This window comes from Streptomyces sp. NPDC059499, from assembly GCF_042749285.1.
Taxonomy (GTDB): domain Bacteria; phylum Actinomycetota; class Actinomycetes; order Streptomycetales; family Streptomycetaceae; genus Streptomyces.
This window is the reverse complement of sequence record NZ_JBHYTT010000002.1, coordinates 379,511-395,967: the sequence shown is the minus strand read 5'-3', so window position 1 is coordinate 395,967 and position 16,457 is coordinate 379,511. Positions and strand designations below refer to the sequence as shown.

The window sequence follows — 16,457 nt, the reverse complement described above, 5'->3', positions numbered from 1 at the left end:
GCGCCTCAGGACTCCGGTGGTTCCGGCGACTCGCACAGCTCGAACCAGATCGACTTCCCCTCCCCCCGCGGATCCACCCCCCACGTGTCGGCGAGCATCTCCATCAGGACCAGTCCCCGCCCGCTGGACGCCATCTCGCCGGGGCGCCGCTTGTGCGGGAGCTCGTCGCTGGCGTCGGCCACCTCGACGCGCAGCAGCCGTTCGCCCTGCTCCCCGCTCACCTCGGCGACGAGCAGGGCGTCCCCGTCCGTGTGGACGAGGACGTTCGTCGACATCTCCGAGACCAGCAGTTCCGCCGCGTCGATCTGCTCCCCGTCGGACCAGTCGTGCAGCAGCTCACGCACCTGCTGGCGGGCGGCGGCGATGCGCTCGGGCTCGGCCTGGGCGATGGTCATCGCCGAGCGGCGCCCCGGTGCCGTGAGGGTCGTCGCGCCCTCCCGGCGCAGCACGAGCACCGCGATGTCGTCCTCGCGGCGGTCAACCAAGGGCCCGGTCGTGTGGTGCGAGCCCGGGCCGTGCACCGCCTGTACCAGGGAGTCGGCGAGCTTCTCCAGGTCCTCGGTGGGCTCCTCCAGGACCGGCCTGAGCCTGGTCCAGCCGGTGGCCATGTCGTGCCCGCCGGTCTCGATGAGCCCGTCCGTGCACAGCATGATCGTTTCGCCCGGCTCCAGGACGACGCGGGTCGTCGGATAGTCCGCGTCCTTCTCGATGCCCAGCGGCAGGCCTCCGGCGGTCTGGCGGATCACGGCGGTGCCGTCGACGCTGATCACGACCGGGTCGGGATGGCCGGCCCGGGCGATGTCGAGGGTGCCGGTGTCCGGGTCGGCCTCCGCGTACAGGCAGGTGGCGAAGCGTGCGGCGGTGGCCTCGTTCTCCTCCCCCGAGGCGTCGTACTCCTCGGTGAGTCCGGACAGGAAGCGCGAGGCCCGGGAGAGCACGGCGTCGGGACGGTGCCCCTCGGAGGCGTAGGCCCGCAGGGCGATCCGCAACTGGCCCATCAGCCCCGCCGCCCGTACGTCGTGGCCCTGGACGTCACCGATGACGAGGGCGATACGGCCGTTGGGGAGCGGGATCATGTCGTACCAGTCGCCGCCGACCTGGAGCCCCCCTCCGGTCGGGATGTAGCGGGCGGCCACGGTCAGGCCGGGGACCCCGGGGCCGAGGGACGGCATCATCGCCTTCTGCAGCCCCAGCGACAGTTCGCGCTCCGTCTCGGCCGCCCCGGCGCGGGCCAGCGCCTGTGCCAGCATCTTGGCCACGGTCGTCAGGACGGCCCGCTCGTCCGGCGAGAAGGCCACACTGTGCCGGAACGCGGCCATCCAGGCGCCCATGGTGTGCCCCGACGCGATCAGCGGTACGAAGGCCCAGGAGTGGCGTCCGAAGCCGCGGGCGAGCGGCCAGGTGGTCGGGAAGCGCTGCCGGTACGCCTCGGGCGAGGGGAGGTAGATGGCCTGCCCCGTCCGCACCACCTCGGCGGCCGGATAGTCGGTCTCCAGAGGCATGTCGGTGAAGGGCTTCTCGTCGCCCATGTTGTGCCCGTGGTGGCCGACGACGGTCAGGCGCTCGCCCGAGACGCCGAAGACGGCCAGTCCGTCCGGCGAGAACCCGGGCATCGACAGGGACCCGGCGACCCGCATGACCTCCTCGGTGGAACCGGCCTCGGCCAGCGCGCGCCCCGCGTCCAGCAGGAAGGCCTCGCGCGAGCGGCGCCAGTCCCCGGTGATCGGGCTGAGCGAGGCCGGGACTCCCGCCGACGGTTCGGCGACCTCCTGGAGGATGCCCATGAGCACGTACTCGAAGCGGCCCGGACCCTTGATGGGAACGGGCTTCGAGCGGCTGCGCACGGTACGGAGCACCGTGCCCTGTTCGTCCACGATCCGCAGTCGGGCCTCGGCCACGGTGTCCTCGGCGATCGCGAAGTTCACCACCCCGTCGATCTCGTTCCAGTCGGCCGGATGGAAGCGGGGGCGTACCTCCTCCGAGGGGTAGACCGAGGCCTCGGCAGGCAGACCGAGCAGCCGGGCCGCCTCCGCGTCGAGCGTGACGGTGCCGGCGGAGCTGTCCCAGCTCCACAGGCCGGTCACGATCGCAGCCAGGATCTCCTCGGTGCGCATTGCCCCACTTTATGAAGATGTTCTCCACGCACGCCACCGAGGGGCGGCCGCCCGACGGCCGTCCGCGCAGGGTCACCGGCCGCGTCCGGTGAGGCCCGGGAGGCCGTGCGGGATCAATGTCAATGAAGTGGTGCGCCTACGGGCGGTAGCCTGGGGTGTCAATCCACCCCGACCGCGAAGACTGGATGAACGACGATGCATCGGTACAGGTCCCACACCTGCGGCGAGCTCCGCGCCTCTGACGTCGGCACCGACGTCCGGCTGAGCGGCTGGCTGCACAATCGCCGAGACCTGGGTGGCATCCTCTTCATCGATCTGCGTGACCACTACGGTCTGGTGCAGCTCGTCGCCCGCCCCGGCACTCCCGGCAACGACGCCCTGTCGAAGCTGACCAAGGAGACGGTCGTCCGGATCGACGGCAAGGTCTCCGCGCGCGGCGCCGACAACGTCAACCCGGAGCTCCCGACCGGCGAGATCGAGATCGAGGTCACCGAGGTCGAGGTGCTGGGCGAGGCCGCCCCGCTGCCCTTCACGATCAACACCGAGGACGGGGTCAACGAGGAGCGGCGCCTGGAGTACCGCTTCCTCGACCTGCGCCGTGAGCGCATGCACCGCAACATCATGCTGCGCTCGTCCGTGATCGCCTCCATCCGCTCCAAGATGGTGGCCCTCGGCTTCAACGAGATGGCGACCCCGATCCTCGCCGCGACGTCCCCCGAGGGCGCCCGCGACTTCGTGGTCCCGTCCCGTCTGAACCCGGGCAAGTTCTACGCCCTTCCGCAGGCGCCGCAGCAGTTCAAGCAGCTGCTGATGATCTCCGGCTTCGACCGCTACTTCCAGATCGCGCCGTGCTTCCGCGACGAGGACGCCCGCGCCGACCGTTCGCCCGGCGAGTTCTACCAGCTCGACGTCGAGATGTCGTTCGTCGAGCAGGAGGACGTCTTCCAGCCGATCGAGAAGCTCATGACCGAGCTCTTCGAGGAGTACGGCAACGGCCGCCCCGTCACCTCGCCGTTCCCGCGCATCCCGTTCCGCGAGTCGATGCTGAAGTACGGCAACGACAAGCCGGACCTGCGTGCCCAGCTGGAACTCGTCGACATCTCCGACATCTTCGCGGACTCGGAGTTCAAGGCCTTCGCCGGCAAGCACGTCCGCGCCCTCCCGGTGCCGGACACCGCGGGCCAGTCCCGCAAGTTCTTCGACGGCCTCGGCGCGTACGCGGTCGAGCACGGCGCCAAGGGCCTCGCCTGGGTCCGCGTCGGCGAGGACGGCACGCTGGCGGGTCCGATCGCCAAGTTCCTCACCGAGACGGACATCAAGACCCTCACCGAGCGTCTGTCCCTCGTCCCCGGCCACGCCGTCTTCTTCGGTGCGGGTGAGTTCGACGAGGTCTCCAAGATCATGTCCGTCGTCCGCGTCGAGGCCGCCAAGCGCGCCGGCCACTTCGAGGAGGGCGTCTTCCGCTTCTGCTGGATCGTCGACTTCCCGATGTACGAGAAGGACGAGGAGACCGGCAAGATCGACTTCTCCCACAACCCGTTCTCCATGCCCCAGGGCGGCATGAAGGACCTGGAGGAGAAGGACCCGCTCGACATCCTGGCGTGGCAGTACGACATCGTCTGCAACGGCATCGAGCTGTCCTCCGGCGCCATCCGTAACCACGAGCCCGAGGTCATGCTGAAGGCCTTCGCGATCGCCGGTTACGAGGCGGAGACCGTCGAGAGGGAGTTCGCGGGCATGCTGCGCGCGTTCCGCCTCGGCGCCCCGCCGCACGGTGGCATCGCCCCGGGCGTCGACCGCATCGTGATGCTGCTGGCCGACGAGCCCAACATCCGGGAGACGATCGCCTTCCCGCTCAACGGCAACGCCCAGGACCTGATGATGGGCGCCCCGAGCGAGCTGGACGAGACCCGCCTGCGCGAGCTGAACATCCAGCTCCGCAAGCCCGTCGCGTCGGCCAAGGAGAAGGCGGAGGCCAAGGACTCGGTGGCCAGGGACACCGGCGCGAAGTAGGCGTCAGAGGTTCCGCTTCGGTTCCACGTGAAACAGTCCCCGGCCGCCCCGGCCGGGGACTGTTTTCGTGCGCGCACGGGATACACACAGGAACGCACAGCCTGCGCTCACGTCCCTGCCAGCTGGGCTGCCTAGCCTCACCCCTCATGACAGAGAATCAGGGACCCGCACACAAAAAGGATCTGACCCGCCGACGCGTGATCCTCGCAGGTGGTGCGGCCATCGCCGCCGCAGGCATCGGTGCCGGGGTTGTCGCGACCGCCTCGGCCGGCGAGGAGAAGAGCGGCAACAGCAAGACGTCCGGCGAGGGCGAGGAGTGCTACCGGCTGACCTCGGAGACCACCGAGGGTCCGTACTACATCGACGCCGACAAGATCCGGAAGGACATCACGGAGGACAAGGAGGGCATCCCGCTGACCCTCCGGCTCAAGGTGATCGACTCCGACACCTGCAAGCCGCTGAAGCAGGCCGCCGTCGACATCTGGCACTGCGACGCGCTGGGGATCTACTCCGGTTACGAGAGCATGAGCCAGGGCGGCCCCGGCGGCGGCGGGACCCCGCCGAGCGGTGCCCCCACGGACGTGCCGACCGACGCGCCCACGGGCACCCCGACCGGCACTCCCCCGTCCGGCGGCCCCGGCGGCGGAGGCGGCGGGCACAGCGAACCCACCGACGACGAGCGGTATCTGCGGGGCACACAGCTCACGGACAAGCACGGGTACGTGGAGTTCACGACGGTCTTCCCCGGCTGGTACCAGGGCCGTGCCGTGCACATCCACACCAAGGTGCACGTCGGCGGGAAGATGACCGACGCCGGGTACGAGGGCGGGCACACCTGCCACACCGGCCAGTTCTTCTTCGCCGAGTCCGCGGTCCTCGACTCGGCCAGGATCGAGCCGTACTCGACCAGCACCACCACCCGCACGACGCTGACCGAGGACACCATCTACGACCGGAGCGGTGTCACGGGCGGGCTGCTCAAGCTCAACTACGGCAAGGGCCGCATGGCGCGCGGTGTGACCGGCTCGATCACGATGGGCGTCGACCCGGACGAGACCAACGACGGCACCGGTCTCTGAGATTCCCCGTCACCCGGAGAAGGGCCCGGAACCCCACCGTTCCGGGCCCTTCTCTCCGCGTGCGGACAGCTGCGCGGAACCCGCCCCGCCCCGGGGGCATGGAACCCGTACAGCCGGATGGCCCCGGTTCCGATTCGACGCCGCGGGCCCCGGCAATGACTGGCACCGAAGAAGACCGACCGCCCGTCATTGAGGAGCTCCGCACCGTGTCCCTCCTGCGCCGCCCGTATGCCCTTCTTGTCGTTCTGTTCCTGCTGGTCATCGGCTGCTCCGCCGGTGCGGTGCAGACCTCGGCGCCCCGTGGTGCCGCCGGCCCCGAGTCCACGGCCGCGGCGTCCCCCTCCCCCTCTCCCGAGCCCGTCCCGCCCCGGGAGATTCCGGGGCTGGGCCCGGACACCCGGGCGCAGATCCCGGACTCGGCCCGGCAGGCCGTCGTGGTGACAGGTGAGGGCCCCGACGCCAACCGCTCCACGGCCGTCCTCTACACCCGCGACGACCCCGCTCTCGGCTGGAGACCGGAGGCAGGCCCCTGGCCCGCCCACAACGGCATGGAGGGCTGGACGGACTTCCACATGGCGGACGACCTCAGATCGCCCATCGGCGTCTTCGGCCTCACCGACGCGGGCGGCCGCCTCGCCGATCCCGGTGCGCTGCTTCCGTACGACGAGCAGCCGCGCTTCGCGGTGAGCGGCGAGGGCTTTCTCGGGGAGCCCCTGGAAGGCTCCTTCGACTATGTCGTCGCGATCAACTACAACCGGATCCCGGGGGTGTCCCCCTTGGACCGCACCCGGCCGCTCGGCGAGGAGAGGGGCGGCGGCATCTGGATCCACGTGGACCACGGCGGCCCGACGCAGGGCTGTGTCTCGCTCTCCGAGGAACGGATGAGGGAGCTCCTGCTCGTCCTGGACCCGGTGAAGTACCCCGTGGTCGTGATGGGGGACGCCGCTGCGCTGGCGGCGTGAGCACGGTACGCACGGAGCCCGGGACCGATGGCCGGTCCCGGGCTCCTCTGCCGGCCGCGAAGGCCGCGTACTCCTAGGCGGGCTTCTCCTCCAGGCGCGGGAACAGCACCGCGCCCTTCGTCACCGTCGCCCCCACGGACAGCTGTCCCCAGCGGCCCGCGTCCTGCACCCGCTGCTCGCTGAGGGCACCCAGCGACGCCTCGGCGCCGAGGGACTCCCACAGCTTCTGCGAGGTGTCCGGCATCACGGCGTTGAGCAGGACCGCGACACCGCGCAGCGACTCGGCCGCCGTGTACAGGATGGTCGCGAGCCGGGCCTGGCCCTCCGGCGACTCGTCCTTGGCGACCTTCCACGGCTCCTGCTCCGTGATGTAGCCGTTGACCTGCTTCACGAAGTCGAAGATCGCCAGGATGCCGCCCTGGAAGTCCAGCTCCTCGCCGATCTTCAGGTCAGCCGCGGCGACGGCCTGCGCGAGGCCTTCCTGGACCGCCCGCTCGGCGTCACCGGCGGCCGTGGCCTCCGGGAGCGCGCCGCCGAAGTACTTGCCGACCATGGCCGCGACCCGCGAGGCGAGGTTGCCGTAGTCGTTGGCGAGCTCCGAGGTGTAGCGGGCGCTGAAGTCCTCCCAGGAGAACGAGCCGTCGCTGCCGTACGCGATGGCCCGCAGGAAGTACCAGCGGTACGCGTCCACGCCGAAGTGCGAGGTCAGGTCCTGCGGCTTGATGCCCGTCAGGTTCGACTTGGACATCTTCTCGCCGCCGACCATCAGCCAGCCGTTCGCGACGACCTTGCCGGGGAGAGGCAGCCCCTGCGCCATCAGCATCGCCGGCCAGATGACCGAGTGGAAGCGCAGGATGTCCTTGCCGATCAGGTGCACGTTCGCCGGGAACGTGCCGTCGAACTTCTCCTGGTTGGCGCCGTAGCCGACCGCCGTCGCGTAGTTGAGCAGCGCGTCGATCCACACGTAGATGACGTGCTTCGGGTCCCACGGCACCGGGACGCCCCAGTCGAACGTGGAGCGCGAGATCGACAGGTCCTGCAGACCCTGCTTGACGAAGTTCACGATCTCGTTGCGCGCGGACTCGGGCTGGATGAAGCCCGGGTTGGCCGCGTAGAACTCCATGAGCTTCGGGCCGTACTCGCTCAGCTTGAAGAAGTAGTTCTCCTCCTTGAGGAGCTCCACCGGCTTCTTGTGGATCGGGCACAGCTTCGTGCCGTCCTCGGACTCGATCAGGTCGCCGGGGAGCTTGTACTCCTCGCAGCCCACGCAGTACGGGCCTTCGTACCCGCCCTTGTAGATCTGGTCCTTGTCGTACAGGTCCTGCACGAACTCCTGCACACGGTCGGTGTGCCGCTTCTCCGTCGTACGGATGAAGTCGTCGTTCGCGATGTTGAGGTGCTCCCAGAGGGGCTTCCAGGCCTCCTCGACGAGCTTGTCGCACCAGGCCTGGGGCGTGACGTTGTTCGCCTCGGCCGTGCGCATGATCTTCTGACCGTGCTCGTCCGTGCCGGTGAGGTACCACACCTTCTCGCCGCGCTGGCGGTGCCAGCGGGTGAGCACGTCGCCTGCGACGGTCGTGTAGGCGTGCCCCAGGTGAGGAGCGTCGTTGACGTAGTAAATGGGGGTCGATACGTAGAAACTCTTCACGCCGTCGCCCCCTTGCTTCTCGGATCCAGTGGCCGCCATGGTCGAAATCCTAACGGTCCGTGGGGGTTCCGATCACATCGATAAAAGCGGCCCCGCACGCGGAGAGCTTTGCGAAACATCCCTTCCCGTACCAAAGACGCATCCTGGGAGGAGTGGGCACGCGTGCGCGAGGCGGGAGACAACACGATGCGGGTACTGGTCGCCGAGGACGAGGAGATCCTGGCCGAGCTGGTGGCGACCGGGCTGCGGCGGGCCGGTTTCGCCGTCGACACCGTGTACAGCGGGGACGCGGCGCTCGCCTACCTGGGCCTCCACGACTACGACGTGGTCGTCCTGGACCGTGATCTGCCCCGGGTGCACGGCGACGACGTGGCCCGCCGGCTCGTGTCCTCCGGCTCCCGGACCAGGATCCTGATGCTCACCGCCTCGGGGACCATGGAGGACCGGGTGGAGGGGCTCGATCTCGGAGCCGACGACTATGTGAGCAAGCCCTTCGAGTTCCCCGAGCTGGTGTCCCGGGTGCGGGCGCTCCGGCGGCGCAGCGCGCGGCCCGTACCGCCGCAGCTGGAGCGGCAGGGCATCCGGCTCGACAGTGTGCGGCGGGCGGCGACGCGGGACGGGCGGGACCTGGACCTGTCGCCGAAGGAGTTCACCGTGCTGCAACTCCTGCTGGAGGCCGACGGGGGGACCGTCAGCGCCGAGGAACTGCTGGAACGGGCCTGGGACGCCAACGCCGACCCCTTCACGGGGGCCGTCCGCGTCTGTATGAGCAAGCTGCGCGGCAAACTCGGGGAGCCCGCCCTCATCCGCACGGTGCAGGGTGTGGGGTACGCCCTGTGAAGCGGCTGCTGAGGCTGCTGCGGGCCACCGGCGCCTCGCAGGTCCGGCACTCGACGATCCGGATGCGGATCGCCCTCGTGTACGGCGGGGTGTTCCTGATCCTCGGTACGGCCCTGCTCACGACGGTCAATCTCGCATCCCGCGCCGGCACGGACTCGCAGGCGCGGGCCATCGCCACGTCAGCCGCGGTCGCCCAGCCGGGTTTCGCGGTCAACGGCCCCCTCCACACGCGGGGCCGCCTCGGTCCGCCCACGGTCTACGACCTGACCGACGACGTGAGCGACGCCGCCGGCCGTGAGCTCATGTACTGGTCGGTCGCCGCGCTGCTCGTCATGACGGCGTGCGCGGTCGCCGTGGGCTGGTGGACGGCCGGCCGGGTCCTGCGGCCCGTCCACGCGATGACGGCGAAGGCCAGGCGGCTCTCCGAGCACACCCTCCACGAGCGGATCGCGGCCGGCGGCCCCGACGACGAACTGAAGGAGCTCGGGGAGACGCTGGACGCGCTGCTGGCCCGGCTGGAGAAGGCGTTCGACAGCCAGCGGCGGTTCATCGCCAACGCGTCCCACGAGCTGCGCACCCCGCTGGCCACCCAGCGGGCCGCGATCCAGGTGGGTCTCGACGATCCGTCGCCGGACGAGCTCGTCCGGACCCGTCGGACCTTGCTGGACAACAACCGGCGCAGCGAGCGGCTCATCGAGGGGCTGCTGGTCCTGGCGCGCAGCGAGCGGGGGCTGGCGGAGAGCGAGCGCGAGGAGTTCGACCTCGCGCAGGTGGTGACGGAGGAGGCGGCCCGGCCCTCGGCGGCGGCGGAGCGCCCGTCGGCCCACCCGGAGATGACGGTCGCGGCGGAGCCGTGCGCGGTACGCGGCAACCGGCAGCTGCTCGCGCAGCTGGTGGCGAACCTGCTGTCCAACGCGGTGAGGTACAACGTGCCCGACGGGTCCGTGCGGGTGTCGCTGTCCGCGGGCGGGGCTCTGGTGGTCCGCAACACCGGTCCCGCGGTGACCGAGGGGGACATCGCCGGGTTCTTCGAACCGTTCAGGCGCGGTGAGGGGCGGGACCGGATGGGACCGGGCTCGGGGCTCGGTCTGTCGATCGTCCGCTCCATCGCGGTGGCTCACGGCGGTACGGTCACGGCGGTACCCGGCCCGGGGGGCGGGCTCGCCGTGACCGTACGGCTGCCGGTGGATCAGCCCCCGGCGACGATTCCGCGGGCCGCTGCCCAGGCGGGAAGCCCGGCGAGCACCTCGCGGTAGAACGTGGCGTCGGGCACCTCGCGCGGGGCCGGACCGGCGTGGAAGAAGCCGGCGTTCTCGACGTCCAGCCTGCGCAGGAAGTCGAAGCCCTTCGCGTCCTCGTCGCCGAACGCGACGAACTGGAAGAACAGCGGCAGCCGCGCCGCGTCCGCCAGCGCCTGCTTCGCGGCCTGCTTGGCGTCCGGAGCGCCGTCCGTCTGGAAGATCACCAGCGCGGGCCCGGTGGCCTCGGACTTCTCGTAGTGCGTGACGATCTCCTCGACGGCCCGGTGGTAGTTGGTACGTCCCAGGCGTCCGAGTCCCGCGTGCAGCTCGTCGATCCGGCCCTCGTGGGCGGCGAGGTCGATCGCGCCGGTGCCGTCGATGTCGGTCGAGAAGAAGACGACGGGCACGGTGGCGTTCTCGTCCAGGTGCGCGGCGAGTGCCAGGGTGCGGTCGCCAAGGTGCTGCGCGCTGCCGTCCTTGTAGAACGACCGCATCGACCCGGACCGGTCGAGCACCAGGTAGACGTTCGCCCGGAGGGCGGTGAGCCCGTGCGCCTTGAGCTCGGTCTGCGCCGCCTTGTACGGGGCGACGAGCTCGGGCGCGGCGGCCTTGACCCGGGCGAGGGCGACGGCGGGCTTACCGCCGGCAGCGGCGGCCGGCTCGGCTGCGGGGGTCTCCGCGACCGCGGCGACCGGGTCGGCCTCGACGACCGGCTCGGGGGCGGCCTCGACCTCAGGGGCCTCGGCGACCTCTACGACCGGCTCGACTGCGGGGGCCTCTGCGACCTCTGCGACCGGCTCGGCTGCGGGGGTCTCCGCGACCTCAGCGACCGGCTCGGCTGCGGGAGCCTCGACGACCGGCTCGGCCTCGGCAACCGGCTCGGGGGATACCTCGACGATCTCGATGACCGGCTCGGGGGCGGTCTCCGCCTCGACGGCCTCGGCGGCCTCGGCGGCCGGCTCGACCTCGGCAACCGGCTCAGGAGCAGCCTTGACCTCAGCGGCCTCGACGACCGGCTCAGGGGCGGCCTCGGCCTCGACGGCCGCAGCGACCGGCTCCGCTTCGATGACCGTCTCGGCGGGCTCGGCGACCGCGACGGGCGCCGGCTCCGGCTCCGGCTCCGTGTCGATATCGATCGTGATCGGCGCCGGATCAGCCGGCTCGTCCGCAACGGTCGTGGTCTCCGCGACGGCCGCAGCCGGCTTCGCGTCGGGAGCCGACCCCTGTGCCGGAACCGTCGGCGTGGGCCCGGAAGCTGAAGTGGATGTGGTGGTGGCCGCCTTGTCGAAGGCCTCCGCCACCAGGTCCGTTGCCAGTCCGTTCTCCCGGTCCGCGGTGGACCGCACAGAAGAGGAGGAGGCCGGTGCCGGTACCGAGGCCTTCGCGGGCTCGGCCGCCGAAGTGGTGGTCTCCGGCTCCGGCTCCGTGGGCTGGGTGCGCTCGGCCTGGGGCGGGACGGTGGCCGTGACCGGCTCGTCCTGCTCCGTGCGGCCGAACACCTTGCGCAGCAAGCTCCGAATGCCCATGGGCGAGGCCTTTCGCATGAGTTGGTGGCGATAAATGTCCGTACTGCGGGAATTGATCCCTGGCCAGGGCGGATACGTAAGGTTAGCGGCCGGATCCGGCCGTTCGGTGGCGCGGCCCGCCCCTGTGTCAACCGAGCTCCAACCGAGCCCCAATTGAGCCCTGAGACCAGCGGTGGCCCGGACTTCACCCCTCGTTCACCGGCCGTCCCTCGTACCGCGTGGATGCACACCTACCGTCACGCAGGACACACAGACGGAGGGACGAACAACGTGCGCAATCTGCTGCCGCTCATCGGCTCGCACCAGGGCGGGCGCTCTGCGCTGACGTGCCGCTACCGCTGCGGTGACGCCTGCTTCCAGGAGATACCGAACACCAGCGGAAACGAGTACGCCGGCGACATCATCGCCGGTGCCCTGTCGCGCCGGTCGATGATGCGCGCCGCCGCGGTGGTGACCGTCGCCGCTGCCGCCGGAACCGCCGCTCTCACCGGCCCGGGAGCCCCGCGCGCCGAAGCCGCCGCGCTCGCGGGCCACGGCCACACGCCGAAGCCCCCGCACCAGAACACCCCTTCGGGCGCCCGCGGCCTGCGCTTCGCGCCCGTGGCACCGAACAAGAACGACAAGGTCACCGTCCCGGACGGCTACAGCCAGAACGTGGTGATCCGCTGGGGCGAGCCGATCCTGCGCGGCGCCCCCGCCTTCGACCCGGACAAGCAGTCGGCGAAGGCACAGGCGGGCCAGTTCGGCTACAACAACGACTTCCTCTCCCTGCTCCCGCTCCCCGGCGAACGGGGCCGCCAGGTCCTGGTCGCCAACCACGAGTACACGGACGAGATCCTGATGTTCCGTGGATACGATCCGGCCAACCCGACCCGTGAGCAGGTCGAGATCGCCTGGGCCGCGCACGGACTCTCCGTGGTCGTCGTCCAGGAGGAGAACCGCACCGGCAGGCTCGGCCCGGTCAGCCGTCACCCGCTGAACCGCCGCCTCACCGCGACCAGCGAGTTCAGGGTCACCGGCCCGGCAGCGGGCAGCCCCCTGCTCCGTACCTCCGCCGACCCCACCGGACGCAAGGTCCTCGGCACGCTCAACAACTGCGCGGGCGGCACCACCCCGTGGGGCACCACGCTGCACGGCGAGGAGAACTTCAACCAGTACTTCGCCAACGGCTCCAGCGACACGGACAAGCGCTACGGCATCGCGACGAGCGGCACCGAGCGCAAGTGGGAGCGTTTCGACAAGCGCTTCGACCTGGCCCAGGAGCCCAACGAGGCGCACCGCTTCGGCTGGGTGGTCGAACTCGACCCGTACGACCCCGAGTCCGTCCCGCGCAAGCGGACCGCGCTCGGCCGCTTCAAGCACGAGGCGGCGCAGCCCCGGCTGACCGCCGACGGCCGCCCCGTCGTCTACATGGGCGACGACGAGCGGTTCGACTACTTCTACAAGTTCGTCTCCAGCAAGAAGATGAAGAAGGGGAACTCGCGTGCCGCACGCGAGCACAACCTCACCCTGCTGGACGAGGGCACGCTGTACGTCGCCAAGCTGACCGGCGACTCTCCGGCCGCGGAGTTCGACGGCACGGGCAAGCTCCCCTCCGACGGCGAGTTCGACGGCAGCGGCGTCTGGATCCCGCTCGCCACGGGCAGCACCTCGCACGTGCCCGGCATGACCGCCGAGGAGGTGTACGTCTTCACACGCCTCGCCGGTGACAAGGTCGGCGCCACGAAGATGGACCGCCCCGAGGACGTCGAGCCGTCGCCGCGCACCGGCCGCGTCTACATCGCCCTCACCAACAACACCGATCGCGGCAAGGCGGGCAAGCCCGGTGCGGACGAGGCCAACCCGCGCAACGCCAACAAGCACGGCCAGATCCTGGAGCTCGCGGAGAACTGGGACGACCCGGCGGGCGACGGTTTCGCCTGGCGGCTCTTCCTCGTCGCGGGTGACCCGAACGACCCGTCGACGTACTTCGCGGGCTTCCCCAAGGAGAAGGTCAGCCCCATCTCCTGCCCGGACAACGTGGCCTTCGACGACCACGGCAACCTGTGGATCTCCACCGACGGCGCCCAGCTGGGCTCGCACGACGGCCTGTTCGGTGTCGCGACGCAGGGCGAACGGCGGGGCGAACTCAAGCAGTTCCTCACCGTGCCGTCCGGCGCCGAGACCTGCGGTCCGGTGATCCAGGACCGCCGGGTCCTGGTGGCCGTGCAGCACCCGGGCGAGATCGACGGCGCGTCCGTCGAGAAGCCGGCGAGCACCTGGCCGGACGGACCCGGCCGGATCGTCCGCCCGTCCGTCGTCGCCGTCTGGCGCAAGGACGGCAGCGACATCGGCGTCTGAACCGCCCGATTCCCACTGCCGCCCTCGGTGATCATCAGGCCTGTGCCCAAGTGGTGCAGGCCTGATGTGTGTCGTACAAAAGGCTCCCGCACGGGCATACCGTCCCGCAGGACACGTCCCACGGCCCGTGCCGTGGTGGCAGGGGGACGCCGTCGGCACTCGGGGCGGCCGTCGGCGCCACCGGGGCCCCGGCCCGCTCCCTCGGCGAGCGCGCCCCGACCTGCGCGTGCCCGGGTGCAAGCGTGAGAGGTGCGGCTGCGCCATGGCCGAAGTCATCGGCGACTTCGGTTCCTGACCCCGCCCGGGGCGCCTCACCGCACTAGAGTCGGTCGCATGGTTTCCGGTGAGGCGCCGCAGGCGGCGGGCAGTGTCCGGGTCGACGTCTGGATCTGGTCGGTCCGGCTGACGAAGACCCGGTCGCAGGCCGCTGCCGCCTGCCGGGCAGGGCATGTGCGGGTCAACGGCGAGCGGGCCAAGCCCGCCCAGGCGCTGCAGACGGGCGACGAGGTACGGCTGCGGCATGCGGGACGGGACCGGATCGTGGTCGTCTCCAAGATCGTGAAGAAGCGTGTCGGGCCGCCGGTCGCCGCCGACTGCTTCGTCGACAACAGCCCGCCCCCGCCGCCGCGCGAGGCCGCGATCCAGGTCCCGGTCCGCGACCGCGGCGCGGGCCGTCCGACCAAGCGCGACCGCCGGGAGATGGAACGCCTCCAGGAGCGCGGACCCGGCCCGTCCTAGGGCGTCAGTTCCGGGGGACCGGCTTCAGAGGACGAAGACGGTCTTTCCGCGCGCACCGCCCGTGCGGTTCTGGGCGAGCGCCTGCGGGGCCTTCTCCAGAGGGAGCTCGGCGTCCACGGGTACGGCCAGCTCGCCCTGCACCGCGCCGGCGGCCAGTGATTCGAGCAGTTCCGCCGTGGGGGCGAGCCGGAAGTCGACCCGCGCGACGCCGGGCGGGCCGGCCACTCCCCGGGTGGTGACGGCGACGCCGCCGTCGCGCACCAGCGCGGCATGCGCGGCGAAGTCGTCCGGGTCGGTGGAGACCAGGTCGACCAGCGCGTCGACCCCGTTCGGGTACACGTCCCGTACCGCCGCGGCCAGCTCGCCGGGACCGAGGGTCGTGTCGACCGCGGCCGCGGCGCCGAACGCCCGCATCCGCTTCTCCTCGTCGCCCCGTACCGCGGCGACGACCCCGATCCCCCGGGCGGCGGCGAGCTGGGTCAGGAAGGTGCCGACGCCGCCCGCCGCGCCGATGATCAGCAGACTCCGGCCGCTGCGGACCGCCGTGCCTCCCAGAATCTGCGCGGCGGCCGTCCCTGCAGACGGGAGCGCCGCCGCGATCTGGAGCGGCAGGTCGCGCGGCACCAGGGCGATCGGGGAGTCCTGCGGCACCGACACGTACTCGGCGTACGCCCCGCAGCGCCCGACCGGGGGCGCGGTCACCCGGCCGAAGACGGCGTCACCCACCCGGAAGCGGTTGTCGCCGCTGCCGATCATGTCCACCCGGCCCGCGAAGTCGACTCCGACGATCAGCGGGAAGGTGTGGGGAGCGACCCCGTCCAGGGCGCCGTCCGCGGTCTGCCAGTCGAGCGGGTTGAGCGCCGCGTACTCGATCTTCACCCGTACGTCGCCCGCGTCGGGATCGGGCTTCGGCACTTCGACGAGACAGGGCTCCGCACAGAACGCGCTGACAGCGATGGCTCGCATACGGCAGACCTCTCAGTCGCCCCCCTGCTCTCACGGGTCCCACTTTCGCCCGGCCCACGCGCCCGCGCATGTCGGAGGCCGGCGGGTCGGAGCCACCCGCTACGGCCCGGCGTTCCGTCCGGTGCTCCGCCGCCCGGACAGGTACCGTCCCGCCAGTCCGCCGACCACCAGGACCGCGCCCACCACGATCACGATCCACACGGTCGTCCGCAGCGAAGCGGTCAGCGCGTCGTACACGGCCGCGGCACCGCCCCGGTCGCTGCCCGGCACCTCGTCCAGCACCCGGTCGCGGCCCACCGCGACCAGGATGCGCAGCACGATCGCGCCGAGCACGAGTCCGCCGCCCACCACGGCGGCGGCGCCCAGCCCGGCCCGCAGACCTCCGCGTACGAGCGCGAGACCCACCACCAGGACGAGGAGCACCACCGTCCACACGGCCGGCCAGACGCTGCACCGGCGAAGCCACTGGAAGGAGCCCCGCAGGTCGTCCGCCCGGTCGGCGGAAAGCACCGTGATCGCGGTGCTCTCGACCGGGATCTGGTCGGCGAACGGCACTCCGGAGTTCACCAGTTCTCCTTTGACCTGCTCGATCACCGGCGCCAGATCGATGATCACCGGCTGCCCGCTGTCACCGTGCAGCGCGGCGGTCACGGCCTGGTGCGCCGTCCGGTTCGCGCTGTCCCAGGCCCGCTGGAAGGACTCGGTGGTGGTGAACGACTGCACGGTCTCGTGCAGGAACTGCTCCAGGGTCTCCTGGAGCGGGCCGAGGTCGATGTTCTGCATCGCCTCGTCGGTGACCAGGGTGGCGACGGTGTTCTGGACGTCGGGGTCGGAGGCCAGCGGGGAGACGGCGGCCAGGTACCGGTCGGTGTCGTCGATCTCCAGGTCGACCCACGCGGAGAGCGCGCTCACCGGCACCAGCACGGCAAGAAGGACGAGCAGTACTGCCGACAGAGCCGCTGAGAGGTAGGTCCGCACACCACCCAGACA

Annotated in this window: 12 protein-coding genes; 7 read left to right on the top strand and 5 right to left on the bottom strand. The window is 71.1% G+C overall.

The window, feature by feature from the left end; all coding sequences use genetic code 11:
- Window positions 1-5: 5 nt before the first annotated feature.
- Window positions 6-2,114: a SpoIIE family protein phosphatase gene (locus ACFW9O_RS07175; RefSeq protein WP_384606060.1), complete on the bottom strand. Its 2,109-nt coding sequence runs from the start codon at window positions 2,112-2,114 to the stop codon at window positions 6-8.
- 195 nt (window positions 2,115-2,309) lie between these two features.
- Between ACFW9O_RS07175 and aspS the strand changes: the two genes are divergently transcribed.
- From aspS to ACFW9O_RS07160, 3 genes are all read left to right on the top strand, one after another.
- Window positions 2,310-4,127, top strand: coding sequence for an aspartate--tRNA ligase (gene aspS, locus ACFW9O_RS07170; protein WP_351166219.1), 1,818 nt, complete (start codon window positions 2,310-2,312; stop codon window positions 4,125-4,127).
- A gap of 146 nt (window positions 4,128-4,273) precedes the next feature.
- Window positions 4,274-5,206: an intradiol ring-cleavage dioxygenase gene (locus ACFW9O_RS07165; RefSeq protein ID WP_384606058.1), complete on the top strand. Its 933-nt coding sequence runs from the start codon at window positions 4,274-4,276 to the stop codon at window positions 5,204-5,206.
- A gap of 206 nt (window positions 5,207-5,412) precedes the next feature.
- A complete protein-coding gene (locus ACFW9O_RS07160; RefSeq protein WP_384606056.1) occupies window positions 5,413-6,168 on the top strand; it encodes a hypothetical protein in 756 nt (251 codons plus the stop codon).
- Window positions 6,169-6,241: 73 nt separating this feature from the next.
- Here ACFW9O_RS07160 and metG read toward each other — a convergent pair whose 3' ends face one another.
- The gene (gene metG / locus ACFW9O_RS07155) at window positions 6,242-7,855 is read right to left on the bottom strand and encodes a methionine--tRNA ligase (protein ID WP_384606054.1); all 1,614 of its coding nucleotides are present in this window, start codon (window positions 7,853-7,855) and stop codon (window positions 6,242-6,244) included.
- Between the two features lie 147 nt (window positions 7,856-8,002).
- On the opposite strand from metG, the gene ACFW9O_RS07150 reads away from it, so the two are divergent.
- Window positions 8,003-8,656, top strand: a complete 654-nt coding sequence (locus tag ACFW9O_RS07150; RefSeq protein WP_351166241.1) for a response regulator transcription factor — start codon at window positions 8,003-8,005, stop codon at window positions 8,654-8,656.
- 62 nt (window positions 8,657-8,718) lie between these two features.
- Window positions 8,719-9,912 (top strand): sensor histidine kinase, encoded by a 1,194-nt coding sequence (locus ACFW9O_RS07145; RefSeq protein ID WP_384606622.1) that lies wholly within the window; start codon window positions 8,719-8,721, stop codon window positions 9,910-9,912.
- On the opposite strand, the gene ACFW9O_RS07140 is transcribed toward ACFW9O_RS07145, so the two are convergent.
- Entirely contained in the window at window positions 9,846-11,423 is a 1,578-nt protein-coding gene (locus tag ACFW9O_RS07140; protein ID WP_384606052.1) for a VWA domain-containing protein, read from the bottom strand. The genes ACFW9O_RS07145 and ACFW9O_RS07140 overlap by 67 nt on opposite strands.
- A gap of 270 nt (window positions 11,424-11,693) precedes the next feature.
- On the opposite strand from ACFW9O_RS07140, the gene ACFW9O_RS07135 reads away from it, so the two are divergent.
- Together ACFW9O_RS07135 and ACFW9O_RS07130 are read left to right on the top strand one after the other, a co-directional pair.
- Window positions 11,694-13,763, top strand: coding sequence for a PhoX family protein (locus tag ACFW9O_RS07135; RefSeq protein ID WP_384606050.1), 2,070 nt, complete (start codon window positions 11,694-11,696; stop codon window positions 13,761-13,763).
- Window positions 13,764-14,096: 333 nt separating this feature from the next.
- The gene (locus ACFW9O_RS07130; RefSeq protein WP_351166207.1) at window positions 14,097-14,501 is read left to right on the top strand and encodes an RNA-binding S4 domain-containing protein; all 405 of its coding nucleotides are present in this window, start codon (window positions 14,097-14,099) and stop codon (window positions 14,499-14,501) included.
- A 24-nt stretch (window positions 14,502-14,525) separates the two neighbouring features.
- On the opposite strand, the gene ACFW9O_RS07125 is transcribed toward ACFW9O_RS07130, so the two are convergent.
- Entirely contained in the window at window positions 14,526-15,467 is a 942-nt protein-coding gene (locus ACFW9O_RS07125) for an NADP-dependent oxidoreductase (RefSeq protein WP_351166205.1), read from the bottom strand.
- Window positions 15,468-15,566: 99 nt separating this feature from the next.
- Entirely contained in the window at window positions 15,567-16,445 is an 879-nt protein-coding gene (locus tag ACFW9O_RS07120; protein ID WP_384606046.1) for a hypothetical protein, read from the bottom strand.
- Window positions 16,446-16,457: the final 12 nt, after the last annotated feature.

What these genes read in the sequence shown, in the direction of transcription:
- ACFW9O_RS07140 (WP_384606052.1), bottom strand. Translation starts at nt 11,423, where the DNA reads ATGGGCATTCGGAGCTTGCTGCGCAAGGTGTTCGGCCGCACGGAGCAG.
- ACFW9O_RS07145 (WP_384606622.1), top strand. Translation starts at nt 8,719, where the DNA reads ATGCGGATCGCCCTCGTGTACGGCGGGGTGTTCCTGATCCTCGGTACG.
- ACFW9O_RS07175 (WP_384606060.1), bottom strand. Translation starts at nt 2,114, where the DNA reads ATGCGCACCGAGGAGATCCTGGCTGCGATCGTGACCGGCCTGTGGAGC.
- ACFW9O_RS07150 (WP_351166241.1), top strand. Translation starts at nt 8,003, where the DNA reads ATGCGGGTACTGGTCGCCGAGGACGAGGAGATCCTGGCCGAGCTGGTG.
- aspS (WP_351166219.1), top strand. Translation starts at nt 2,310, where the DNA reads ATGCATCGGTACAGGTCCCACACCTGCGGCGAGCTCCGCGCCTCTGAC.
- metG (WP_384606054.1), bottom strand. Translation starts at nt 7,855, where the DNA reads ATGGCGGCCACTGGATCCGAGAAGCAAGGGGGCGACGGCGTGAAGAGT.
- ACFW9O_RS07130 (WP_351166207.1), top strand. Translation starts at nt 14,097, where the DNA reads ATGGTTTCCGGTGAGGCGCCGCAGGCGGCGGGCAGTGTCCGGGTCGAC.
- ACFW9O_RS07125 (WP_351166205.1), bottom strand. Translation starts at nt 15,467, where the DNA reads ATGCGAGCCATCGCTGTCAGCGCGTTCTGTGCGGAGCCCTGTCTCGTC.
- ACFW9O_RS07165 (WP_384606058.1), top strand. Translation starts at nt 4,274, where the DNA reads ATGACAGAGAATCAGGGACCCGCACACAAAAAGGATCTGACCCGCCGA.